This is a genomic window from Anoxybacillus mongoliensis, from assembly GCF_014201515.1.
GTDB classification, from domain to species: domain Bacteria; phylum Bacillota; class Bacilli; order Bacillales; family Anoxybacillaceae; genus Anoxybacillus; species Anoxybacillus mongoliensis.
This window is the reverse complement of sequence record NZ_JACHEQ010000002.1, coordinates 193,653-215,800: the sequence shown is the minus strand read 5'-3', so window position 1 is coordinate 215,800 and position 22,148 is coordinate 193,653. Positions and strand designations below refer to the sequence as shown.

Here is a 22,148-nt window from a genome sequence, read left to right as displayed (position 1 = left end):
ACTATGCGGCTTTTTTCGATGAAAAATAAAGTAGGCAACATTGTCATAAAAGACCACGTCATTCGCTATGTAGAGCTAAAACAACAAAAACCGCTCATATTGCATACATGCGAGGAATGGCCGCTTCCAGAAGGAATTGTGCGCGACGGGAAAATTGCTGATGAAGAGCAACTCGCTCACATTATGGAGCAATGCGTCGATATGTGGAACATAAAACGTCGTCGCGTCCGTTTTCTCGTGCCTGATCCGCTTATCGTCATTCGTAAAATTCCGTTACCGAAAGAAATGGAGCATGAAGATATACGCAGTTATTTATTTATGGAAATTGGCGCGACCATTCCACTTCCGTTTGAAGATGCGGTATTTGATTATGCGGTGCTTGAGAAAACGAAAGAAGCGCTCCACGTTTTATTATTTGCAGCTCCAGAAGCAAACGTGATGCAATATGCAGAACTGTTTGAAGCAGTTAAATTAAAACCGATTGTGGCCGATATTTCTCCGCTTAGTTTATATCGCTTATTTTACACGTTTGATTTAGCGAACGACATCGATCACTTTTTATTTGTTCAATTTGATTTATCATCGTTAAACGTCAGTGTCTTTCATCAGCATCGTCCGATATTTACTCGTCAGTTAGCGTTTGATTCACAATGGACATATTGGGAAAAAACGAATGAAGGATGGAAATGGTTAAAGGAAGGACAACCTGAACGTCAACTGGAAGATGTATACAAAGAGCTAGAGCGTGTCATGAACTTTTATCGTTTTTCACTGCAAAAAGGTGAGGCGCAAATTACCCGCATCGTTATTACTGGCGATCATCCGCTCATTCATACGTTTTCCCACTTGTTACAAGAGCGTCTTGATGTGGCAGTGGAAACGTTAACGTTGCCACTTTCGATCGACCCTACTTACTACTTACCAATTGGACTCGGATTAAAAGAGGGTAATGCACATGTTAGTAGAAATTAACTTACTCCCAAAACGAGAACGGAAATCCCGTTTCATGCCGCTTTTATCGATTGTGATAGCGGTCTTGTTCATTGTTGGTGCAACAACATTTTATTTCATTGTGCAGCGCATGGAACAACAAATTGCGCAATTAAAAACGGAGCTCGATCAAACGAAAGCGTTGCGCATCGCTGAAGAAGAAAAACAAAAAACAGCAACGAACGCATCCGTCGGAGTCCAGTTACAAGAAGCGATTCAATGGGCGGAACAATATCCGATTCATACGATCGCGCTATTGCACGAACTGATTGAACGGTTGCCTGAACGCGGCTTTTTAATGAACGTTTCGTATGCCCGTGACGGTGCCATTCAATTGACGGCTCAATTTGATACAACACGTGAAAGCGCCGCCTATTTACAAGCTCTAAAAGATGCATCGTTTATCACTGATGTAAAACTGACGAGTTTAACCGCAGTAGAAGAAAAGGCTGAAGAAGAAGGAACAATGCCACGATATATCGGACAATTTTCTATTCAATTAAATATGGAAGAATGGAAAAAACAGCAACAAGGAGGGGGAAAATGAGAAAAGGACTTATCGTGACGGTCGCCCTCTTGTTGCTTACGCTACTATCATTTGCGCTATATATATATGTGTACAAACCGCTTGATGACCGAAAAGAACAACTGGAAACAGAATTACAAACGGAAAAAAAGTTGTTACAAACGCTACAAAGTAAACAAACATCGGACGAATTGCGTACGAGCCTCGTTGAACTACAAAAACGTGTTCCTGTTCAACCGTTTGTTGAGCAATTTTTATTAGACATTGAAAAAGCAGAGGTCGTATCAAATAGTGAAGTATTGTCGCTTACTTTTCAAGAAGGAGAAAACGTTGAAGGACCTCCAACGCCGATTCAAAAATTGACAGTCAATCTATCTGTTCGTTCTCCTTCTTATTTTGCACTTGAACAGTTTATCGACGTGTTAGAGCGATCAAAGCGCATCGTTTCCGTTGATTCGCTATCGTTCACAGGATATGAGGAGTGGACGACGGTCATGGATGAAGTGCCACAACTGTCTTATTCCTTAACTGTGTCAACGTTTTACGCACCAGAATTGCGCCAATGGATTGAGCAATTGCCACCGCTTGATTTACCGCAACCGAGCGAAAAGCGAAATCCGTTTCCTTCATTAACGGAACAATAAAGGGGTCGGTTGGATGCAAGATGAACGAGGAATGACGCTAATCGAACTGTTAGCTGTCATTGTCATTTTAAGTATTTTAGTCATGATTGCGACTGTGTCTGTCGTTGAGGTCATTAAAAAGTCGCGTGATCGGGCGTTTGTTGCGACAGCGTATACGCTCTATGAAGCAGCACGGCTTCACGTTGGTGCGCAAAAAGTAGAGTTTTTAACGCCAAATCAAAGTGAGATATTGACGTACAAACAATTAGTTGATGATGGGGTTCTCGAAGGGATTATCGATCCATACACATCGAAACGTTTGCCACCAAATGACGATTCATACGTCATTGTGACAAAGCAAAGTGATGGTACGATCACATATGCCGTTTGTTTAAAAGGGGAAACGAAGCAAATTTGTAAAGAAAACGGTGTGCCAGTTGAACAATTGTCGGTCAACGACATCCAAGAACGATAGTGCGAAATTTGACGAAAACCTTCCGCAACGAGACGACAAATGTCTCGTTTTTTTTTTTCTTTTTTATGTTACGATGGGCGAAGAATGACAGCGGGAGGGAAAAAAATGGACAAGCCAGCGAAAAAAGCGATCGTGATTAAAGTGAACGGAAAAGAGCAACCGTACACGTCAGTGACAAATACATTGCCCCAATGGTCGAACGAGGAAAGCAATGAACAAAGTGAAAAACAAGATGAGCTCATACCATTTGAAATGAGTAAACGATATACAAGATCACCTTGGCGCTCCTTTGTATTAGCGATCGCTTTAGCGGTTGTTCTTGGGACAAGCTTCGGCTTACTTGTATTAACAATCATCCCGACAACAGAGAGCAAACCGACTTCAACAACGACGTTACAACAAGAACAAAATGAAGAAGTGCCAACCTCACAACGAACAGAGACGATTTTCGTCGTTCAAGGTGGGGTGTTTCAAGATGAAAAAGCAGCAAATGTATATGTACAAAAAATAAAGGCACAACAACGTCCGAGTGTAATAATTGGAAAACAGCCTGTTTATGTATTTTTAGGCATGGCATTGACAAAAGAGGAGGCAAAGCAGATCGCAAGTTTATATGAATCGCTCGGAATTGACACATACGTAAAACCGTGGAATGTATCCATCGATGAAAAAGAAAGTGAACCTTTTGTGATGATCGTGTCCGTTATTAGTCGATTGTTGAATGGACAGCAACTTCAAAATGAACAATGGAAACGGCTACAATCGTATTCGCCTCACAATGAGCAAGTGAAAAAAGCATATGAAGCGCTTTTTACTTTTCGTCAATCAAATGACCAAAAGCAATTATGGGAAGCACAGCAACATATATTACACGTCTTACATTAAGAAGCGAACAGCTTCTTTTTTTTGTCGAACCGTTGTATATTGTGTATAAATTTGGTACGATACAAGTGTATCTTCCTTGAAACAAACGCTCATGACAGAAAGGTGATGACGATGCAACTTGTATTAGCTTCTAGTTCTCCTCGTCGCAAACAACTTCTTCGTATGCTTGGACTTCCGTTTGACATCCTCGTCAGCGATGTCGATGAATCATTTGATGCTAAGTTATCCCCAGATGAAATTGTACAACAGCTCGCGTATAAAAAAGCAAATGCGGTATGGCAACAAGCAAGTGATGCGTGCGTCATCGGTGCTGATACGATTGTCGTATGTGAAGGAGAAGTGCTTGGAAAGCCAACAAGTGAACAAGACGCCTTTCGGATGTTGAAACGTCTATCTGGAACAACACATGAAGTATGGACAGGGGTAGCGATTTGTACAGCAAACGAGTGCGTGACGTTTGCTGTAAAAACGAACGTTACATTTTGGCCACTTTCAGATGAAGACATTCGGGCTTATATTGCGACAAAAGAGCCACTTGATAAAGCGGGAGCATATGGCATTCAACAGCGCGGAGCACTTTTTGTCCAAAAAATTGAGGGTGACTATTTTTCCGTTGTTGGTTTGCCGATCGCAAGGCTCGCTCGTGAATTAAAAAAATTCGGATTTTATCCATTTCGCTAAAAAAAGGTTAAAATAGAGGGGGGGAACGTATGCTTATTCGCCATGTTCCGCCCGATGAACGCCCGCGTGAACGCTTGCTTTCCGAAGGACCGCAAAGCCTATCAAATCAAGAATTGTTAGCTATTTTGCTTCGCACGGGGACAAAACAATATTCCGTTCTCACGCTCGCACAACATTTACTCACCCATTTTGAAGGACTTCGACAGCTAAAAGATGCGACAATTGAAGAAATGACAAGTATTAAAGGAATCGGAAAAACAAAAGCGATTCAAATTATTGCAGCGCTTGAACTCGGTCGTCGTGTGCATCAACTTCAATATGACGACCGTTACGTCATTCGTTCTCCAGAAGACGGTGCAAGATACGTCATGGAAGATATGCGTTTTTTGAGCCAAGAACATTTCGTTGTGTTATATTTAAATACGAAAAACCAAGTGATGCATAAAAAGACTGTATTTATCGGTAGTTTAAATGCATCGATTGTCCACCCGCGCGAAGTGTATAAAGAGGCAATTAAACGTTCAGCAGCATCCATTATTTGTATTCATAATCATCCGTCAGGAGACCCAACACCGAGCCGCGAAGATATTGAAGTGACGCGCAGGCTCGCAGAATGCGGTCGTCTCGTTGGCATTGAGTTGCTTGACCATTTAATTATTGGCGACAAAACATATGTAAGCTTAAAAGAAAAAGGATATGTGTAAATCATTCTCTTTTCATTGCAATTGCGTTATAATAAATGTCATGAGTTTTTGAAAGCATTTTGTTTCAGAAAGGAAGATACGAATATGTTTGGCATTGGATCAAGAGATCTCGGAATAGATTTAGGCACTGCAAATACGCTCGTATACGTCAAAGGAAAAGGAATTGTTTTGCGTGAGCCTTCTGTTGTCGCGCTTCAAAAAGATACGAAACAAATTGTGGCGGTTGGAAATGAAGCAAAACAAATGATCGGACGTACGCCAGGAAATGTTGTTGCGCTTCGTCCGATGAAAGACGGGGTCATTGCAGATTACGAAACGACAGCGATTATGATGAAATACTACATTAAACAAGCAACGAAAAATAGCGGATTGTTTGCTGGAAAACCATACGTCATGGTGTGCGTACCGTCAGGGATTACGGCAGTAGAAGAGCGTGCAGTCATCGATGCGACTAGACAAGCAGGTGCTCGCGATGCTTATACGATCGAAGAACCGTTTGCAGCGGCAATCGGGGCAAACTTACCAGTATGGGAGCCAACAGGAAGCATGGTTGTCGACATCGGGGGTGGCACAACGGAAGTTGCTGTCATTTCTTTAGGTGGCATTGTGACGAGCCAATCGATTCGCGTTGCGGGTGACGAAATGGATGAAGCAATTATCCAATATATCCGCAAAACGTACAATTTAATGATCGGGGAGCGTACAGCGGAAGCGATTAAAGTTGAAATTGGTTCAGCAGGAAATCCAGAAGGAATCGGAAGCATGGAAATTCGCGGTCGCGACTTGTTAACAGGCTTGCCAAAAACGATTGAAATTCATGCGGAGGAAATTGCTGAAGCGTTGCGTGATACCGTATATGCGATTGTTGATTCTGTGAAAAATACGCTAGAAAAAACGCCTCCAGAGCTTGCTGCCGACATTATGGATCGCGGAATCGTTTTAACAGGTGGGGGAGCGTTGTTACGGAATTTAGATAAAGTCATTAGCCAAGAAACGAACATGCCAGTCATTATTGCTGAAAATCCTCTCGACTGCGTCGCGATCGGTACAGGAAAAGCGCTTGATCATATCCATTTATTTAAAAATAAAGCGCGAGACCATCGCTAATGTGTAAGAAGGTGTTCTCATGCCGAAGTTTTTCTTAAATAAACGGCTCATTATATTGCTTGTCAGCATCATGGTTCTCGTTGCCTTGATCGGCTTTTCATTAAAAGAGCGAAACGAACTAAGTTGGATGGAAAAATTCGTGAAAGACACCGTTGTTTTTATGCAATCGATCGTGCATAAGCCCGCACAGTTTGTTGCGGGCTTCTTTGAAAATGTGAATGATTTGCGCCATACATATGAAGAAAACAAACGTTTAAAAGAACATTTAGAGCAATACGTTCTTTTGCAATCAGAAGTGGAGTCGCTAAAAAAAGAAAACGAACGTTTACGTGAGCTTTTGAATAAAAAGGAAAGTTTACGTGACTTTGTTGCTATTCAAGCGACAGTCATTGGGCGCAATCCAGATCGTTGGGAAGAGACGTTAATTGTCAATAAAGGGTCGCAGCACGGTGTGAAAAAAGATATGGCTGTTATTACACCTCAAGGGTTAATCGGCAAAGTGCGCAGCGTCTCCCCATTTAGCGCAACGGTGCAATTGCTGAGCGCAAAAAATCGACAAAACCGCATTTCCGCATTTATTCAAGGAGATGAAAACGTATTCGGCTTAATAGAAGGATACGATGAAGAGAGAGAAGCGTTGCTGTTAAAGCGCATTCCATATGATGCAAAAATAGAAAAAGGGCAGCGCGTATTTACATCAGGACTTGGTGGGATTTTTCCAAAAGGATTGTTTATCGGAGAAGTTGAAGAAGTCGTTGCGGATGAATACGGGCTTACACAAATTGCCTATATCAAGCCAGCAGCGAATTTTTATGACATTGATGATGTGATCATTGTGAAACGAAAAATTGAAATGTCGCAAGAGGAGGAAGAACAATGAGCCGCTTGTTTCTTCCTTCCCTTGTGACCGTTATATTTTTATTAGAAAGCATTATTGTTCAATTGGTTTCACAGCCATTATTTGATGTTTATTTGCTTGTACCGCGTATGTTGCTCGTTTTTATCGTGTTTATTACGATTTTTATTGGACAAACAGAAGGAATGATGTACGGATTCATCTTCGGTCTATTATACGATGTAACATATACGGAACTATTAGGTGCTTATGCCTTTGCCTTTTCGCTCATTGCTTATTTAATTGCAAAAGCGATGAACGTTTTGCATAAAAACGCATGGACAGCTTCTTTTTTTGCCATTGTGGCGATCGCATGTGTGGAATGGTATGTATACGCCATTCAGCTCGTTATTGGTGGAACGACTATGTCTGTTTCAACGTTTTTTCAAGCACGCTTTTTGCCAACGTTGTTTATTCATACAATTGTCATTTTGCTCATCGCCTATCCGCTAAAGCAAACGTTGTTAAAGTGGCATGAGAAACGGGATGAATCGTCGCCAGTGTGAAGGAATACAAAAAAAATGCGGAGAAATATGTATTGAGGTGAAAGTCGTGGCTGGCAAAGAGAAAAGAGCATATGTGTCGATGAAAGGGACGAAAGAAGGGTTGACGCTGCATCTCGATGATACGTGCGCCTATGACGAACTATTAAAACAAGTGGACGAATTGTTGGTGACGACAACCCGTGACGAGGAAGGTCCGCTTGTTGCGGTGCACGTGCATGTTGGCAACCGATATTTGACGCGTGAACAAGAAGAGAGATTGCGCGACGTCATCCGAATGAGAAAAAATTTAATCGTCCACTCGATTGTAAGCAATGTCATGACGAAACAAGAGGCGTTGGAGTGGAAAAAGAAAAATGAAATTGTGTCTGTTGCGAAAATTGTTCGTTCTGGACAAGTGCTACATATCGATGGGGACTTGCTTTTAATCGGTGATGTGAATCCTGGCGGAACCGTCATTGCGACAGGAAATATTTTTGTGTTAGGAGCGTTACGTGGCATTGCTCATGCAGGGTATGATGGAAATCGTCAAGCGATCATTGCTGCTTCAGTCATGAAGCCAACACAGTTGCGCATTAGCGATGTGATGAATCGAGCACCAGACTATCGTACTGACGAAGGAAATGAAATGGAGTGTGCTTATATTGACGAACATGATCAAATTGTTGTCGATCGACTCCAACTATTAATGCATTTACGTCCGCATTTAACTCGGTTAGAAGGGAGTTTTTGACAGTGGGAGAAGCGATTGTTATTACTTCTGGCAAAGGTGGCGTTGGCAAAACAACAACGACAGCAAATCTCGGAACGGCGCTAGCACTATTAGGAAAGCGCGTCTGTCTTGTTGACACCGATATCGGTTTGCGCAATCTTGACGTCATTATGGGGTTAGAAAATCGCATCATTTATGATCTTGTCGATGTTGTCGAAGGGCGTTGCACCGTGCAAAAAGCGCTCGTGAAAGATAAGCGGTTTGAAGATCGTCTGTATTTATTACCAGCTGCCCAAACGAGCGACAAATCTGCGGTTACGCCGGAACAAATGAAACAGCTCATTGACGATTTGAGACAAGATTACGATTATATTTTAATTGATTGTCCTGCAGGCATTGAACAAGGATATAAAAATGCTGTTGCGGGAGCGGATGAAGCGATTGTTGTTACAACGCCAGACATTTCGGCTGTTCGCGATGCTGACCGAATTATCGGTCTGCTTGAAAAAGAAGAGCATATGAAGCGACCGCGTTTAATTATTAATCGTATTCGTAGCCATATGTTAAAAAATCATGATATGTTAGATATTGATGAAATTGTCATGCACTTATCGATTGATTTACTTGGTATTATTGTTGATGACGAACATGTGATTAAAGCGTCAAACAATGGTGAGCCGATTGTTCTCGACCCAAACAGCAAAGCATCGTTAGCATATCGCAACATTGCTCGGCGCCTGCTCGGCGAATCAGTGCCGCTCATGTCGCTTGATGATGAAGAACAAAAAGGCTTTTTCTCGAAAATTAGAAAATTGTTTAGCGCTCGCTAGCACTTCCGGTTGGAGGTGCTTTTTTCATTCATATCTTCCCGATTTCCCCATACATATAATACAAATAGGACGAGAGGGGTGGGAGTGTGAGCGATCGAATTGAACATATTCGAAAACGAATTGCCAAGCGGAAAAAGGAGCGTGAACGTTACGTTCAAACGATGTTGACGAATTGGAACGAAGATGAAAAATACGGGAGTCCAACGGTTGTGACGTACGAAGGGGAGCGTGAATCGTCGCTGTTTCGCAAAGATATATTTTTATTTAAAAGCTTCCTAGCGGCACTATTATTTTTTAGTGTTGCGATTTTATTTCAATATGACTCACCGAGAATGGAAGGAGCTCGTACGTTTGTCAAACAAGTGATGGAAAAAGATTTTCAATTTGCAACCGTTGCTCAATGGTATGAAAAAACATTCGGCAAGCCTCTTGCGTTTTTTCCAGTAAAAAAGCAACAAGAAACAACAGCAGCATATGCTTTCCCTGCTTCAGCGCGCGTTGTAGAAACGTTTGAACATAATGGACAAGGCGTTGTTATCGAAACTGATGAAACGGTTAAAGCAGTCGAAGAAGGGATTGTCGTATTTGCAGGAGTGAAAGAACCGCATGGAAAAACAGTCATTATTCAACATGCAGATGGAAGTGAAACGTGGTATGGAAAATTATCAGCTATTTCTGTAAAGCTATATGATTTTATTGAGGCGGGGAAAGAAGTAGGAAAAGCGGAGGAGAATGATCAAAAGCGTATATTTTATTTTGCTGTTAAACAAGGGGATCATTTTATTGATCCGGTTCAGGTGATTTCCTTTGAATAAATGGTTATCTATTTTCATGAACATTCATATTCATCCGCTTTTTTGGTTCATTGCGCTTATGGCGATTATGACTGCTCAATTTCAGATGCTCCTTTTGTTGTTTTGGATTGTGCTTTGGCACGAACTTGGACACGTTATAGCGGCACATTTGTTTTCGTGGCGCGTGAAACGCATCTTACTTTTGCCGTTTGGTGGGGTAGCTGAGATGGATGAGCATGGGAATCGTCCGTTCCATGAAGAATTAATCGTCATACTGGCAGGTCCATTTCAGCATATTGTTATTTTTTTTATTGCATATATAGCACATAGCGCCAACATATTATCGGATGAGTGGTATAAGCAACTGCTTGAGTACAATTTATCCATTTTACTTATTAACTTATTACCGATTTGGCCGCTCGATGGAGGAAAGTTATTGTTCCTTTACCGCACAATGCGTACATCGTTTCGACGCGCGCATGAACAAACGCTTTATGCGTCATCCTTGTTTTTAATCGCATGTTTTATTGCTTTATTTATTTTTGTGCCGTTGCAAATCAATTTATGGATTATCGGTCTTTTTTTAGCACATGCTATTTGGGTTGAATGGAAGCAACGAACGTACGTATGGATCCGTTTTTTACTTGAACGTTACTACGGAAAACGAATCGAATATCGGGCGTTAAAGCGTCTTGTCGTCGATGCAAATGATCCGTTATTTCGCGTTCTTCTTTTGTTTCATCGCGGAAAAAAACATGCGATCCTCGTAAAGAAAAATCAAATGGAAATGGAGCTCGATGAAAATGAATTGTTGTATGCTTATTTCCATGAGAAACGAACGAATGAACCGATCGGCCATTTAATTTATATGTATTGACAATTGTTTTCTTTTTATGCTATCATCTTCTATGTTGTGTAGCACCCGTGCTACAACCGCTCAGCTAAGGCTATTTAAGCGTTCGCTTGAACCGCCTCGCAGCTGGCGAGTCTGAGTCTAATTTAGGAGGTGCAAATATGTACGCGATTATTGAAACTGGTGGAAAACAAATTAAAGTGCAAGAAGGCCAAGCAATTTACATCGAGAAAATCGATGCAGCGGAAGGCGAAACAGTAACATTCGACAAAGTGTTATTTGTAGGTGGCGAAAACGTAAAAGTTGGTAATCCTACAGTCGCTGGCGCAACAGTAACGGCGAAAGTTGAAAAACATGGTCGTCAAAAGAAGATCATCGTTTTCAAATATAAGCCAAAGAAAAACTATCGTCGTAAGCAAGGTCATCGCCAACCATACACAAAAGTTGTCATCGAAAAAATTAACGCATAAGGCGTAAGCGATGATTCGTATAACGATTAATCGAACGGCAGAAGGGACGATCCGTTCCTTTACCATTAGCGGACACGCTCAGTTTGCGAAGCGTGGACAAGATATTGTATGTGCAGGTGTATCAGCTGTTTCGTTTGGTGCGGTCAATGCAATCGTCGCCTTGACGAATGTGAAACCGATCATTCAACAAGGAAAGGACGGCTATCTTCATTGCGAGCTTCCGACAATTGAAGATGCCAAAGTGCTAGCCGATGTGCAACTTCTTCTTGAAGGAATGATCGTGTCGCTCCAAACGATTGAGCGTGATTACGGTAAATACGTCAACATAACGATGAAAACGTTGTAGGAGGTGACACGACATGTTGCGTTTAGATCTTCAGTTTTTTGCATCGAAAAAAGGGGTAGGTTCAACAAAGAACGGTCGTGATTCGATCGCAAAACGTCTTGGCGCGAAGCGTGCAGACGGTCAATTCGTCACAGGCGGTTCTATTCTTTACCGTCAACGCGGAACAAAAATTTACCCAGGATTGAACGTAGGACGCGGTGGCGACGACACACTTTACGCGAAAGTTGACGGCATCGTTCGTTTTGAGCGCATGGGTCGCGATCGTAAAAAAGTGAGCGTTTATCCTGTTGTAAAAGAAGCATAAAGAAGTGGAAAACTCTAACCGACTTGGTTAGGGTTTTCTTTTTGTTCACGTATGCTATAATTATAGTCAAACTGTTTATGGGAGAATGAATGATGGAGAAGCGGTGGACGGTTGTGGAAGCATTGCGTCATTCCAGGCACGATTGGCTCAATAAAATTCAGTTAATTAAAGGAAATTTATCTTTGCAGCGGATTGATCGAGTGAATGAGATCATTCAACAAATTATCATTGAGGCAGAAAATGAAGCGAAGCTAACGAATTTACAAATAGAGCGGTTCGCTGAATTGCTTATGACGTACCATTGGCAAGCACGTCATATTCAACTGGAGTATGAAGTGTTAGGAGAGCCACGTTCATTACATGCATATGATCATATGCTCGTTACATGGTGTCAAACATTTTTACATATGCTTGAGGAATGTTGTTCACCACATGTTGAAAACTATATAACGATTACGATCGATTTAACAGAGAAAAATGTACGATTATTTTTTGATTATCGTGGCATGCTCCAACAGCTAGAGACGGTAAAAACATGGATTCAAAACCATAAGCAATATGATGCGCTCACACTTTGTGATTGCGTCATTCAAGAACACGAACTAACGATATGTGTAACTATTTCATCTTTTTAAATAAAAGGTGAAAAGATCGGAGGAGGAAAACGATGTTTGTTGATCAAGTGAAGATATATGTGAAAGGTGGCGACGGTGGAAACGGAATGGTCGCGTTTCGGCGCGAAAAATACGTTCCAAAAGGCGGTCCAGCAGGGGGAGACGGTGGAAAAGGCGGGGATGTCGTATTTGTTGTTGATGAAGGATTGCGAACGTTAATGGATTTCCGCTACCAACGTCATTTTAAGGCGCCACGTGGTGAACATGGCATGTCGAAAAATCAACATGGAAAAAACGCCGAAGATTTAATTGTCAAAGTGCCACCAGGAACGGTTGTTATTGATGATGAGACGAAAGAAGTCATTGCTGATTTAACAGAACATGGGCAACGATTTGTCGTAGCAAAGGGTGGTCGCGGTGGACGGGGAAATACTCGATTTGCAACCGCATCGAATCCGGCGCCAGAAATTGCTGAAAATGGTGAGCCGGGACAAGAACGATACGTGACGTTAGAATTAAAACTGCTTGCCGATGTCGGACTTGTCGGTTTCCCAAGCGTTGGTAAATCTACGCTATTGTCCGTTGTTTCAGCAGCGAAACCAAAAATTGCAGACTATCATTTTACGACGATCGTTCCGAATTTAGGTGTCGTTGAAACGGAAGATGGTCGTAGCTTTGTTATGGCTGATTTACCAGGTCTCATTGAAGGTGCTCATCAAGGAGTTGGACTAGGTCATCAATTTTTACGTCATATTGAACGAACACGCGTCATCGTTCATGTCATTGATATGGCTGCTATCGAAGGACGAGATCCGTACGAAGATTATGTAGTCATTAACGAAGAATTAAAACAATATAATTTACGTCTAACAGAGCGACCGCAAATTATTGTGGCGAATAAAATGGATATGCCACATGCGGAGGAACATTTGCAACAATTTAAACAAAAATTAAACGAAGATGTGCCGATTTTCCCTATTTCAGCAGTCACTCGTCAAGGGATTCGTGAACTGTTATTTGCCATTGCTGATTTGCTTGAGACGACGCCAGAATTTCCTCTTTATCCACAAGAAGAAGAAGCGATTCATCGCGTTGTTTACAAGCTCGAAAAAGAAGAAGCCCCGTTTCATATTACGCGCGATGATGATGGAACGTTTATTTTATCAGGGGAAAAGATTGAAAAGCTGTTCAAAATGACCGATTTTTCACGAGAAGAGTCCGTGCGTCGTTTTGCGCGTCAGTTGCGCTCACTTGGGGTGGATGATGCGCTGCGCGCTCGCGGAGCGAAAGATGGGGATATTGTGAAGCTGTTGAATTACGAATTTGAATTTGTTGATTAATGCGGAAGGGGGCGCTTGTGCGGTGGATAAAAAGTTTTACCTAGTGCGTGAAGATGTATTGCCTGAGGCGATGAAAAAAGTATTGGCTGCAAAAGAATTAATTGAGCGAAAAAAAGTTGATTCCGTCGCTGACGCTGTGCAACTTGTTGATGTGAGCCGAAGCGTTTTTTATAAATACCGCGACGCCGTTTTTCCATTTCATACGATGGTTCGTGAACAAATTATTACGCTTTTTTTCCATTTAGAAGACCGCTCAGGCACCCTTTCAAAGCTATTAAGCGTTGTTGCAGCAGCCAACTGTAACGTGCTTACGATTCATCAAACGATTCCGCTTCAAGGGCGTGCAAATGTGACGCTATCGATCAGTACAAGCGAGATGACGATGACAATTGATGAGCTACTTTCGCAACTAAAACAGCTACCTTTTGTTGAAAAAGTAGAGATTCTTGGATCAGGGGCGTAGAGAGGAGAAGACATGTGAAAATCGGATATTTAGGACCAAAAGGGACGTTCACGCATGCGGCTGTTGAAGCCGTTTTCCCTCATATCCCGAACGTTCCATATCATACGATTCCGCAATGCATGGACGCTGTGCGTGACGGTGAAGTAGAGCTGGCCGTCGTTCCGTTAGAAAATGCGCTTGAAGGTTCTGTCAACTTGACGATTGATTATTTAATTCATGAATGCAATTTGCCAATTGTAGGGGAAATTATCGCACCAATTGAGCAACATTTGCTTGTTCATCCATCCCAATTGGAACATTGGTTACATGTTGAATGCATTTATTCACACTCACACGCCATTGCACAATGCCATAAGTTTTTACATCGCCATTTAAAGCATGCAACGTACGAATACGTCACTTCAACAAGTGCAGCAGCTAAATATGTGAGCGAACATCCGAATGAAAAAATCGCAGCGATTGGCAATCGTCTTGCTGCAAAACAATACGGTTTAGCGATTGCGAAAGAAAACATTCATGATTATGACTACAACCATACGCGTTTTATTGTTTTGCATCGTGAACGTTGTTTATTGCCTGTAAAAGATCAAGAAGACGGTTTTAAAACAACGTTGATGGTTATGTTGCCGAAAGATCAAGCAGGAGCACTTCATCAAGTGTTATCGGCGTTTGCGTGGCGAAAGCTCAACTTAACAAAAATTGAATCACGACCAGCGAAAACAGGACTTGGAAATTACTTTTTTATCATCGATATCGATCAAAAAATGGATGACGTTTTAATCCCTGGAGCGATTGCAGAACTAGAAGCACTTGGCTGTACGGTGCAACTATTAGGTAGTTATCCGTATTATACGGTGAAAAAAACATCCCTCGTGTGAAAGGGATGTTTTTTATTCGATCAAAAATCCTGCTTGTTTTAAAGCAGCGCATGCTTCATCTAACTTTTCTACGCAATCGGCTTCAAGTGTGTGCAAATGCACGCCGTCGGTCAGTTGAGATAAATAGGCGGATTTCGTCTCGTTAATTTTCCGAATAAACTCATCCACTTCTAACCGATTGCTTACCATAATGGATGCTGTCAAGTCACCATATACCGGATGTTCAATTTTGACGTCCTTAACAGTGACGCCATGGTCGACAATCATATACAGTTCTTCTTTCGTCTGTTCGGGTGTGTGACAACAAGCGATCACGCGCGTGTGCATATGAGTAGAAGATGATGATAAATATAAGTACCCTTGACTTGTTGCAATAATCGGTTCGTTTCTTGCTTTTAATAAGGAAATATCTTGAACAATGACTTGACGACTTACGTTTGTTTTATTCGCCAATTCCGTGCCTGTCATCGGGCGGTGATTTTCCTTTAGCCATTGCAAAATAAGCGCCCGTCGTTCTTCCCCTAGTAATTTTTTTTCTTTTTTCATGTTGACATCCTTTCTTTTTGAAGCTGTTCAAGTACAGAAACAACCGTTTCTACATCATTTTTTGTTGTACGTACACCAAACGATAGACGAATGAATTGCTTCGCTTCATCTTCCTCCTTACCGATCGCGATCATCGTTTTTGAAGGTGCTTGTTTTCCAACTTGACATGCGCTGCCAGTAGAAATCGCAATTCCATGACGATTGCAGTGCAACATGACATATTGCCCTTCAAAGCCGTGAACGAGACAGCCAACGATTTGTGGCAATTGGTCAGTTGGATGCTCAAACACGGTTATCGGCAGTTGTTTTTGGGCGATTTGTTCAACAAAGTACCGACGCAATTCACTCATGTGTTGTTGAACTGTTTTTCGCTTGTTTTCGGCTTCAAGCGCAGCGGTTGTAAATGAAGCGATGCCCGGCACGTTGACAGTTCCCGGTCGAAATCCGCCTTCATGTGTTGTGTTTGGTAGCCACATGTGCCAACGCACGCGTGGGTTCATGTAAACAGCACCTACCCCTTTTGGACCATAAATTTTATGGCTAGAGATAGATATGCTATCGAGATGGAACTGTTTCACATCTATCGGTATTTTACCAAAAGTTTGTACACAATCGCTATGAAAGATGATTTGTTTTTTCTTTAATAACTCTCCAATTCGTTTTAACGGCTGAATCGTACCGATTTCGGAATTCGCATGTTGAATAGACACAAGAATCGTTTCCTCTGTCAATGCCCGTTCAAGCGCTTCAATATTCACTTGCCCGAAACGATCAACGGGCACGTACGTAACGGTAAATCCTTCTTGCTCAAGCTGAGCAAATACAGCATGAACAGAAGCGTGTTCGACGGTTGAAGTGATAATATGTTTCCCTTTATGACAGTAGGCATAAGCGAGCGAACGAATGGCGAGAACGTTTGCTTCTGTTCCTCCACTTGTGAAATATACTCCTTTTTCTTCACCACCAACGAGTTGAGCGATTTGTTTTCGGCAAACGGTAAGCAGCTCATTTGCCGTTGTTCCGATATCATGAAGACTGCTTGCGTTTCCGAAATATTTTTTTGCACTTTCTACATAGACGGCTAATGCTTCTTCACTCATTGGCGTCGTTGCAGCATAATCTAAATAAATCATCACGTTCACCAACTTCCAAAACAAAAGTCTTGTCATCAGTTTAAATATATGTCAATATAGGTGTCAAGACAGTATGAAATGGAGGAACATCCATGCGTGAAGCGGATGTGATTATTGTTGGTAGCGGCCTTGCGGCGTTAATGGTTGCCTACCATTTATGTGAGTATAAAAATGTGATTATTTTCACGAAGTCAAATAAAGAAACAAGTAATTCTTGGCTTGCTCAAGGGGGAGTGGCTGCTGCCATTCATCCGAATGATCATTGGTTGTCTCACCATGAAGATACAATCATCGCAGGATGTGAACACAATAATGATGAGGCGGTACGTATTTTAGTTCAAGAAGGACGTGAGGCAATTCAACATTTTATGAACATCGGTTTTTCATTTGATGTGGATGAACGTGGACAGCTCCTTTTTGGGCAAGAAGGTGCGCATCGCATGAAGCGTATTTTACATGCTGGAGGCGATGCGACTGGGAAAAATATGGTATCATTTTTATTTAAGAAGCTTTCCGGACGCGTGACGTTTATTGAAAACGATCCTGTGATTGATTTACTCGTTTCCGATGGATATTGTGTGGGTGTACAAACGAAACATAGAACGTATACCGCCAATGCAACGGTTATTGCAACAGGTGGAGTTGGACAGTTGTACACGTTTACATCGAACGTTGAAACGGCAACAGGTGACGGAATTGCCATGGCGTATCGCGCAGGTGCAGCTGTTACGGATATGGAGTTTGTGCAGTTTCATCCGACGATGCTTTACGTGAATGGAAAGGCGGTTGGTCTCATTTCCGAAGCGGTGCGCGGTGAGGGAGCCATTTTAGTGACCGATGACGGTCGTCAAGTGATGGATGGGGTGCATCCACAAAAAGATTTGGCTCCACGTGATGTCGTATCCCGGGCGATTGACAATGAAATCAAAAACGGTCATCGCGTATTTTTAAATATTTCTATGATTCCACACTTCCCAACCCGTTTTCCGACGATCACATCTCTTTGTGAGCGCTATCACATCGATTGGCGTAGTGGACTCATCCCTGTTGTTCCGGGAGCCCATTTTTTAATGGGAGGGATCATGGTAAATATGGATGGGGAAACGACGTTACCGGGATTGTATGCAGTTGGAGAGGCGGCATGTACAGGTGTACATGGTGCAAACCGTTTAGCGAGCAATTCGCTGCTTGAAGCGCTTGTCTTTAGTAGAAGATTGGCTTTTCACTTATTGCAAAAAACGGGACAATATCGGACGTTAAAGAAAAGTGAAAGAAAAGAAAATCACTTACGTATCGTGTTACCAACGAAAGACGAAATTCAGCATGTAATGACGCAATATGTCGGCATTGTTCGCGATTATGACCAATTGTTTCAAGCAAAACAATGGTTTGAACAATATTCAATTCATGAACTTGTAAACATGGCACCTGAGCATGACGATGAGAAGCGGACGATCGTATATATGTTAATCGTTGGATGGCTTATCACGACTTCGGCTTTGCAAAGAAAAGAAAGTCGCGGTGCTCACTACCGAAGCGATCAACCGTTTGAAAAAATGTATTGGGAAAAGCGACGTATCATACGCACGAAAGCAGAGCATCTCATGAAGGAGGGCTTCCGTTGAATGAGCTAAAGTTAAAAGAACTACTCAAACAGTTTTTTTTAGAAGATATTGGAGAACGTGATATGACGAGCGAAACTATTTTTTCTCCGATGGATGAAGGAAGGGCGATATTTATTGCCAAGGAAGATGGAATCATCGCAGGTGTATCGATTATTGAGATCGGATATAAGTTATTACACCCATCCATTGTATGTCAATTATATAAACGGGACGGAGAACACGTGAAAAAAGGGGAACCGATTGCTGTCGTTTCCGGCCCAATGATTCCCCTTTTATCAGGTGAGCGCGTCATTTTAAACTTACTTCAGCGCATGAGCGGTATTGCCACATTGACAAACCAAGCCGTTCGAGCACTTAACAGCAATCATACACGCATTTGTGATACGAGAAAAACAACACCAGGGCTTCGCATGTTAGAAAAGTATGCGGTGACATGCGGTGGTGGATATAATCATCGCTTCGGTTTATATGATGGAGTGATGATTAAAGATAATCATATTGCGTTTTGCGGATCGATTAAAAAAGCAGTAGAACGTGTTCGTTCCCAACTTGGTCATATGGTAAAAATTGAAGTAGAAACGGAAACGAAACAGCAAGTCATCGAAGCGGTTGAAGCAGGAGCGGATATCATTATGTTTGATAACCGTACACCAGAAGAAATTCGTGAATTTGTCCAACTCGTTCCATCGTCGATCATCACAGAAGCTTCAGGCGGAATTACGCTTGAAAATATTGCACAATACCGGGATACAGGGGTTGACTACATTTCGTTAGGCATGTTAACGCACTCAGCAAAAGCGCTAGACATTAGTTTAAACGTGCAGTAGGAGGAATAAAGAATGAACGTATTACAATTGATGCAACAACAAGATGCGATGCCAGAGACGTATAAACAGTTGTCGGTTGAAGAAATGGAAGAACGAGTGGCTCGTGTCAAACAAAAACTCGGCGCTCGTTTATTTATCCCAGGCCACCATTATCAAAAAGACGAAGTCATTCAATTTGCAGATGCGACAGGCGATTCATTACAATTGGCGCAAGTGGCAGCGAAAAATAAAGAAGCTGAATATATTGTATTTTGTGGCGTACATTTCATGGCGGAAACGGCTGATATTTTAACGAGTGACGAACAAATCGTCATTTTGCCAGATATGCGTGCAGGCTGTTCGATGGCTGATATGGCAGAAATTGAACAAGTTGAACGAGCGTGGCCAATATTGCAACAATTGTTCGGAGATACGATTTTACCGTTAACGTACGTCAACTCTACAGCTGCGATTAAAGCGTTTGTCGGTTTGCATGGTGGGGCAACAGTGACATCATCAAATGCGAAAAAAATGGTCGCATGGGCGTTTACACAAAAGGAACGTATTTTCTTTTTGCCTGATCAACATTTAGGAAGAAATACAGCATACGATCTTGGCGTTCCACTAGAACAAATGGCTGTATGGGACCCGGCTACAAATACATTACAATACGAGGGAGATGTTCAACAGATTAAAGTAATTTTATGGAAGGGGCATTGTTCTGTTCATGAAAACTTTACAGTGAAACATATTGAACATATTCGAAAAACAAAGCCAGATATGAAAATTATCGTTCATCCAGAATGTAGCTGGGAAGTGGTGCAACAAGCGGATGATGCGGGGTCGACGAAATACATTATCGAAACGATTGCTAACTCACCAGCAGGAAGCAAATGGGCGATCGGAACAGAAATGAATTTAGTGAATCGCATCATTCAGCAACATCCAGATAAAGAAATCGTGTCGTTAAATCCGTATATGTGTCCATGTTTAACGATGAATCGCATTGATTTACCGCATTTACTTTGGGCGCTCGAATCGCTCCTTGAAGGAAAAGTGGTAAACCGCATTACCGTGTCAAAAGACGTCGCAGAAGGCGCAATGTTAGCACTTGAGCGCATGTTAGCCCGTGCATAAGATCGGCATTTTTTTGCCGGTCTTTTTTATTTTTATCATAAAAAAAGCTTTCTGCTCATAAGTTATGTTGAAGCCTAGTAGCGACAAGCTGAACATGACATACACGTCACGTCTGAACATAGGAGGGGGAAACACGTGAAAATTCATATCGTTCAAAAAGGGGATACGCTTTGGAAAATCGCGGAAAAATATGGGGTCGATTTTGAAGAGCTAAAAAAAATGAACGCTCATTTAAGTGATCCGAATTACATTATGCCAGGTATGAAAATTAAAGTACCAACACCAGCCACACCAGTAAAACCTGTCAAAAAGGAAACACCGAAAGTTTCAGTTGATGTGGATATTCATGTAAACAAAAAAGAGCAACCATTACAACAACCGCAAAACGTTGAACCGATAGCAAAAGAAATTCCAATTGCAAAGGCACCAGAAAAAAAAGAAGAACCGAAACAAGAGATGCCGCTTTTGCCACCGAAGCCGCCAAATATTATGCCAAATATGATGGAGCCTGATGAAGATATGCAAATGCCGCCATTTTCAGACATTCCACCGATTCCAACAATACAAGCGCCAATCATGCAGGAACAACCACAACAACCGATTCAGCCACAGCCGCAACCTGTTCCAATGCCTTGCATTCCCATTTCACCAATCATGCCGGGATACGGTTTTTATCCGTGGTTTCCACCGATGTATCCAATGATGCCGTGGACATATCCACAAAACATGGCAAACAACGATGATTGCGGATGTGGTGAGCCGAAACCGACACCATACATGCCACAAATGCCAACAGGTGAATATTCTCAACAGTCGCAACCGATGATGCCGCAGATGCCAACAGGTGCAGGGGAGTATTCACAACAATCGCAACAAGCATCATATCCACAACAAATGTATGGTGAAAACGTGCCGATGATGCCACAGCAAATGTATATGCCATATGGTCCGTACGGATGGCAACAAGGGTGGCAGGGGCAACCGCATGGAATGAATCCATATTTTTCTGTTCCTTATCGTGAGGAAGAAGAGGGGCAATAAGTCGCCTCTTTTTCTTTTTGTTGTTTGTGTGATAAAATGAACATGATGATGTGAAAAAGAAAGGGATGTACATACATGGAACAAAAAATTGAAAAATTAATTGCATGGCTTCGTGAACGTGTACAAGAAGCAGGGATGAACGGAGCCATTGTCGGCATTAGTGGTGGCATTGATTCGGCAGTTGTTGCTCATTTAATTAAGCGAGCGTTTCCTAATCACTCGTTAGGGCTCATTATGCCATGTAAAAGCAATCCAAAAGATCAAGAAGATGCATTAAAGGTTGTGGAAAGTTGCGGCATTGACTATCATGTCATCGACTTAACCGAAACGCATCGTGTATTATTTGGTGAAATCAAGAAGCAGTTAAAAGAAAAAGGACAATGGAACGAGCAAGCTGCTCGCCTTGGTGATGCGAATACACGCGCACGGTTGCGCATGACGACGTTGTATGCGGTCGCTAACAATTACGGCTATCTTGTTGTCGGAACGGACAATGCGGCAGAATGGCATACAGGATATTTCACAAAATACGGTGACGGTGGCGTTGATTTAGTCCCGCTCGTCCATTTTACAAAAGGCGAAGTGCGCGAAATGGCTCGTATTCTTGGTGTACCTGAAGAAATTATTACAAAAGCGCCTAGCGCAGGTCTTTGGGAAGGACAGACAGATGAAAACGAAATGGGTACAACATATGATATGATTGATAAATATTTAAAAGGCGAGCCTATTCCTGAACGCGACCGCGCGATTATCGAACGGCTTCATGAACGTTCGCATCATAAGCGGCAATTAGCGATCGCCCCGCCAAAATTTTAACAGCGATAAAACCTCTTTTTTGCGACAAGCTAATGATGTAGACGGTAGTCT

At 42.1% G+C, this 22,148-nt stretch carries 28 protein-coding genes and 1 other annotated feature; of the genes, 26 read left to right on the top strand and 2 right to left on the bottom strand.

Annotation, left to right across the window (positions count from 1 at the left end):
• Positions 1–3 precede the first annotated feature (3 nt).
• The 21 genes from pilM to pheA all read left to right on the top strand — a co-directional run bounded on the left by pilM (position 4) and on the right by pheA (position 14,993).
• Complete coding sequence (gene pilM / locus HNR43_RS03200; protein WP_183241234.1) at positions 4–972, top strand: type IV pilus biogenesis protein PilM; 969 nt, start codon at positions 4–6, stop codon at positions 970–972.
• On the top strand, positions 956–1,537 hold the full coding sequence (locus HNR43_RS03195; RefSeq protein WP_183241232.1) for a PilN domain-containing protein: 582 nt from the start codon (positions 956–958) through the stop codon (positions 1,535–1,537). The genes pilM and HNR43_RS03195 overlap by 17 nt, the downstream gene beginning before the upstream one ends.
• The gene (gene pilO / locus HNR43_RS03190; RefSeq protein WP_183241230.1) at positions 1,534–2,160 is read left to right on the top strand and encodes a type 4a pilus biogenesis protein PilO; all 627 of its coding nucleotides are present in this window, start codon (positions 1,534–1,536) and stop codon (positions 2,158–2,160) included. Before HNR43_RS03195 ends, pilO begins: the two co-directional genes overlap by 4 nt.
• A gap of 13 nt (positions 2,161–2,173) precedes the next feature.
• The gene (locus HNR43_RS03185) at positions 2,174–2,614 is read left to right on the top strand and encodes a type IV pilin protein (RefSeq protein ID WP_183241228.1); all 441 of its coding nucleotides are present in this window, start codon (positions 2,174–2,176) and stop codon (positions 2,612–2,614) included.
• A 105-nt stretch (positions 2,615–2,719) separates the two neighbouring features.
• Positions 2,720–3,499, top strand: coding sequence for an SPOR domain-containing protein (locus HNR43_RS03180; RefSeq protein ID WP_183241225.1), 780 nt, complete (start codon positions 2,720–2,722; stop codon positions 3,497–3,499).
• 111 nt (positions 3,500–3,610) lie between these two features.
• Positions 3,611–4,180, top strand: coding sequence for a Maf family protein (locus HNR43_RS03175; protein WP_183241222.1), 570 nt, complete (start codon positions 3,611–3,613; stop codon positions 4,178–4,180).
• A gap of 29 nt (positions 4,181–4,209) precedes the next feature.
• Entirely contained in the window at positions 4,210–4,884 is a 675-nt protein-coding gene (gene radC, locus HNR43_RS03170) for a RadC family protein (RefSeq protein WP_009361735.1), read from the top strand.
• Positions 4,885–4,968: 84 nt separating this feature from the next.
• A complete protein-coding gene (locus HNR43_RS03165; protein WP_006320433.1) occupies positions 4,969–5,991 on the top strand; it encodes a rod shape-determining protein in 1,023 nt (340 codons plus the stop codon).
• A gap of 19 nt (positions 5,992–6,010) precedes the next feature.
• Positions 6,011–6,871: a rod shape-determining protein MreC gene (mreC, locus tag HNR43_RS03160; protein WP_183241220.1), complete on the top strand. Its 861-nt coding sequence runs from the start codon at positions 6,011–6,013 to the stop codon at positions 6,869–6,871.
• Complete coding sequence (gene mreD, locus HNR43_RS03155) at positions 6,868–7,392, top strand: rod shape-determining protein MreD (protein ID WP_183241218.1); 525 nt, start codon at positions 6,868–6,870, stop codon at positions 7,390–7,392. The genes mreC and mreD overlap by 4 nt, the downstream gene beginning before the upstream one ends.
• Before the next feature lie 79 nt (positions 7,393–7,471).
• Positions 7,472–8,122, top strand: coding sequence for a septum site-determining protein MinC (gene minC / locus HNR43_RS03150; RefSeq protein WP_221248154.1), 651 nt, complete (start codon positions 7,472–7,474; stop codon positions 8,120–8,122).
• 2 nt (positions 8,123–8,124) lie between these two features.
• Positions 8,125–8,931 (top strand): septum site-determining protein MinD, encoded by an 807-nt coding sequence (gene minD, locus HNR43_RS03145; RefSeq protein ID WP_183241214.1) that lies wholly within the window; start codon positions 8,125–8,127, stop codon positions 8,929–8,931.
• An 86-nt stretch (positions 8,932–9,017) separates the two neighbouring features.
• On the top strand, positions 9,018–9,746 hold the full coding sequence (locus HNR43_RS03140) for a peptidoglycan DD-metalloendopeptidase family protein (protein ID WP_183241212.1): 729 nt from the start codon (positions 9,018–9,020) through the stop codon (positions 9,744–9,746).
• Entirely contained in the window at positions 9,739–10,602 is an 864-nt protein-coding gene (locus HNR43_RS03135; RefSeq protein WP_183241210.1) for a M50 family metallopeptidase, read from the top strand. The genes HNR43_RS03140 and HNR43_RS03135 overlap by 8 nt, the downstream gene beginning before the upstream one ends.
• Positions 10,603–10,646: 44 nt before the next feature.
• Positions 10,647–10,725: a sequence feature (ribosomal protein L21 leader region), on the top strand.
• A gap of 14 nt (positions 10,726–10,739) precedes the next feature.
• On the top strand, positions 10,740–11,048 hold the full coding sequence (rplU, locus tag HNR43_RS03130; protein ID WP_003396311.1) for a 50S ribosomal protein L21: 309 nt from the start codon (positions 10,740–10,742) through the stop codon (positions 11,046–11,048).
• 10 nt (positions 11,049–11,058) lie between these two features.
• Positions 11,059–11,394: a ribosomal-processing cysteine protease Prp gene (locus HNR43_RS03125; RefSeq protein ID WP_183241208.1), complete on the top strand. Its 336-nt coding sequence runs from the start codon at positions 11,059–11,061 to the stop codon at positions 11,392–11,394.
• Positions 11,395–11,407: 13 nt separating this feature from the next.
• Positions 11,408–11,698: a 50S ribosomal protein L27 gene (gene rpmA / locus HNR43_RS03120; RefSeq protein ID WP_003396301.1), complete on the top strand. Its 291-nt coding sequence runs from the start codon at positions 11,408–11,410 to the stop codon at positions 11,696–11,698.
• 92 nt (positions 11,699–11,790) lie between these two features.
• A complete protein-coding gene (locus tag HNR43_RS03115; protein ID WP_246346225.1) occupies positions 11,791–12,333 on the top strand; it encodes a Spo0B C-terminal domain-containing protein in 543 nt (180 codons plus the stop codon).
• 32 nt (positions 12,334–12,365) lie between these two features.
• The gene (gene obgE / locus HNR43_RS03110) at positions 12,366–13,652 is read left to right on the top strand and encodes a GTPase ObgE (protein WP_183241203.1); all 1,287 of its coding nucleotides are present in this window, start codon (positions 12,366–12,368) and stop codon (positions 13,650–13,652) included.
• 22 nt (positions 13,653–13,674) lie between these two features.
• Positions 13,675–14,115 (top strand): ACT domain-containing protein, encoded by a 441-nt coding sequence (locus HNR43_RS03105; RefSeq protein ID WP_183241201.1) that lies wholly within the window; start codon positions 13,675–13,677, stop codon positions 14,113–14,115.
• A 14-nt stretch (positions 14,116–14,129) separates the two neighbouring features.
• Complete coding sequence (pheA, locus tag HNR43_RS03100; protein ID WP_183241199.1) at positions 14,130–14,993, top strand: prephenate dehydratase; 864 nt, start codon at positions 14,130–14,132, stop codon at positions 14,991–14,993.
• 12 nt (positions 14,994–15,005) lie between these two features.
• On the opposite strand, the gene HNR43_RS03095 is transcribed toward pheA, so the two are convergent.
• Both HNR43_RS03095 and HNR43_RS03090 read right to left on the bottom strand, forming a co-directional pair.
• Positions 15,006–15,539, bottom strand: a complete 534-nt coding sequence (locus tag HNR43_RS03095; RefSeq protein WP_183241196.1) for a transcription repressor NadR — start codon at positions 15,537–15,539, stop codon at positions 15,006–15,008.
• Positions 15,536–16,672: an IscS subfamily cysteine desulfurase gene (locus HNR43_RS03090; RefSeq protein WP_183241379.1), complete on the bottom strand. Its 1,137-nt coding sequence runs from the start codon at positions 16,670–16,672 to the stop codon at positions 15,536–15,538. The genes HNR43_RS03095 and HNR43_RS03090 overlap by 4 nt, the downstream gene beginning before the upstream one ends.
• A gap of 92 nt (positions 16,673–16,764) precedes the next feature.
• Here HNR43_RS03090 and nadB point away from each other — a divergent pair, with 92 nt between their 5' ends.
• From nadB to nadE, 5 genes are all read left to right on the top strand, one after another.
• Positions 16,765–18,297 (top strand): L-aspartate oxidase, encoded by a 1,533-nt coding sequence (gene nadB / locus HNR43_RS03085; protein WP_183241195.1) that lies wholly within the window; start codon positions 16,765–16,767, stop codon positions 18,295–18,297.
• Complete coding sequence (gene nadC / locus HNR43_RS03080; RefSeq protein ID WP_183241194.1) at positions 18,294–19,124, top strand: carboxylating nicotinate-nucleotide diphosphorylase; 831 nt, start codon at positions 18,294–18,296, stop codon at positions 19,122–19,124. Before nadB ends, nadC begins: the two co-directional genes overlap by 4 nt.
• Before the next feature lie 12 nt (positions 19,125–19,136).
• On the top strand, positions 19,137–20,240 hold the full coding sequence (gene nadA, locus HNR43_RS03075; protein ID WP_183241193.1) for a quinolinate synthase NadA: 1,104 nt from the start codon (positions 19,137–19,139) through the stop codon (positions 20,238–20,240).
• 135 nt (positions 20,241–20,375) lie between these two features.
• Positions 20,376–21,281 (top strand): SafA/ExsA family spore coat assembly protein, encoded by a 906-nt coding sequence (locus HNR43_RS03070; RefSeq protein ID WP_183241192.1) that lies wholly within the window; start codon positions 20,376–20,378, stop codon positions 21,279–21,281.
• Positions 21,282–21,356: 75 nt separating this feature from the next.
• The gene (gene nadE / locus HNR43_RS03065; protein ID WP_183241190.1) at positions 21,357–22,097 is read left to right on the top strand and encodes an NAD(+) synthase; all 741 of its coding nucleotides are present in this window, start codon (positions 21,357–21,359) and stop codon (positions 22,095–22,097) included.
• Positions 22,098–22,148: the final 51 nt, after the last annotated feature.

What these genes read in the sequence shown, in the direction of transcription:
- pilM (WP_183241234.1), top strand. Translation starts at nt 4, where the DNA reads ATGCGGCTTTTTTCGATGAAAAATAAAGTAGGCAACATTGTCATAAAA.
- HNR43_RS03195 (WP_183241232.1), top strand. Translation starts at nt 956, where the DNA reads ATGTTAGTAGAAATTAACTTACTCCCAAAACGAGAACGGAAATCCCGT.
- pilO (WP_183241230.1), top strand. Translation starts at nt 1,534, where the DNA reads ATGAGAAAAGGACTTATCGTGACGGTCGCCCTCTTGTTGCTTACGCTA.
- HNR43_RS03185 (WP_183241228.1), top strand. Translation starts at nt 2,174, where the DNA reads ATGCAAGATGAACGAGGAATGACGCTAATCGAACTGTTAGCTGTCATT.
- HNR43_RS03180 (WP_183241225.1), top strand. Translation starts at nt 2,720, where the DNA reads ATGGACAAGCCAGCGAAAAAAGCGATCGTGATTAAAGTGAACGGAAAA.
- HNR43_RS03175 (WP_183241222.1), top strand. Translation starts at nt 3,611, where the DNA reads ATGCAACTTGTATTAGCTTCTAGTTCTCCTCGTCGCAAACAACTTCTT.
- radC (WP_009361735.1), top strand. Translation starts at nt 4,210, where the DNA reads ATGCTTATTCGCCATGTTCCGCCCGATGAACGCCCGCGTGAACGCTTG.
- HNR43_RS03165 (WP_006320433.1), top strand. Translation starts at nt 4,969, where the DNA reads ATGTTTGGCATTGGATCAAGAGATCTCGGAATAGATTTAGGCACTGCA.
- mreC (WP_183241220.1), top strand. Translation starts at nt 6,011, where the DNA reads ATGCCGAAGTTTTTCTTAAATAAACGGCTCATTATATTGCTTGTCAGC.
- mreD (WP_183241218.1), top strand. Translation starts at nt 6,868, where the DNA reads ATGAGCCGCTTGTTTCTTCCTTCCCTTGTGACCGTTATATTTTTATTA.
- minC (WP_221248154.1), top strand. Translation starts at nt 7,472, where the DNA reads ATGAAAGGGACGAAAGAAGGGTTGACGCTGCATCTCGATGATACGTGC.
- rplU (WP_003396311.1), top strand. Translation starts at nt 10,740, where the DNA reads ATGTACGCGATTATTGAAACTGGTGGAAAACAAATTAAAGTGCAAGAA.
- HNR43_RS03125 (WP_183241208.1), top strand. Translation starts at nt 11,059, where the DNA reads ATGATTCGTATAACGATTAATCGAACGGCAGAAGGGACGATCCGTTCC.
- rpmA (WP_003396301.1), top strand. Translation starts at nt 11,408, where the DNA reads ATGTTGCGTTTAGATCTTCAGTTTTTTGCATCGAAAAAAGGGGTAGGT.
- HNR43_RS03115 (WP_246346225.1), top strand. Translation starts at nt 11,791, where the DNA reads ATGGAGAAGCGGTGGACGGTTGTGGAAGCATTGCGTCATTCCAGGCAC.
- obgE (WP_183241203.1), top strand. Translation starts at nt 12,366, where the DNA reads ATGTTTGTTGATCAAGTGAAGATATATGTGAAAGGTGGCGACGGTGGA.
- HNR43_RS03095 (WP_183241196.1), bottom strand. Translation starts at nt 15,539, where the DNA reads ATGAAAAAAGAAAAAAAATTACTAGGGGAAGAACGACGGGCGCTTATT.
- HNR43_RS03090 (WP_183241379.1), bottom strand. Translation starts at nt 16,672, where the DNA reads ATGATTTATTTAGATTATGCTGCAACGACGCCAATGAGTGAAGAAGCA.
- nadB (WP_183241195.1), top strand. Translation starts at nt 16,765, where the DNA reads ATGCGTGAAGCGGATGTGATTATTGTTGGTAGCGGCCTTGCGGCGTTA.
- nadA (WP_183241193.1), top strand. Translation starts at nt 19,137, where the DNA reads ATGAACGTATTACAATTGATGCAACAACAAGATGCGATGCCAGAGACG.
- nadE (WP_183241190.1), top strand. Translation starts at nt 21,357, where the DNA reads ATGGAACAAAAAATTGAAAAATTAATTGCATGGCTTCGTGAACGTGTA.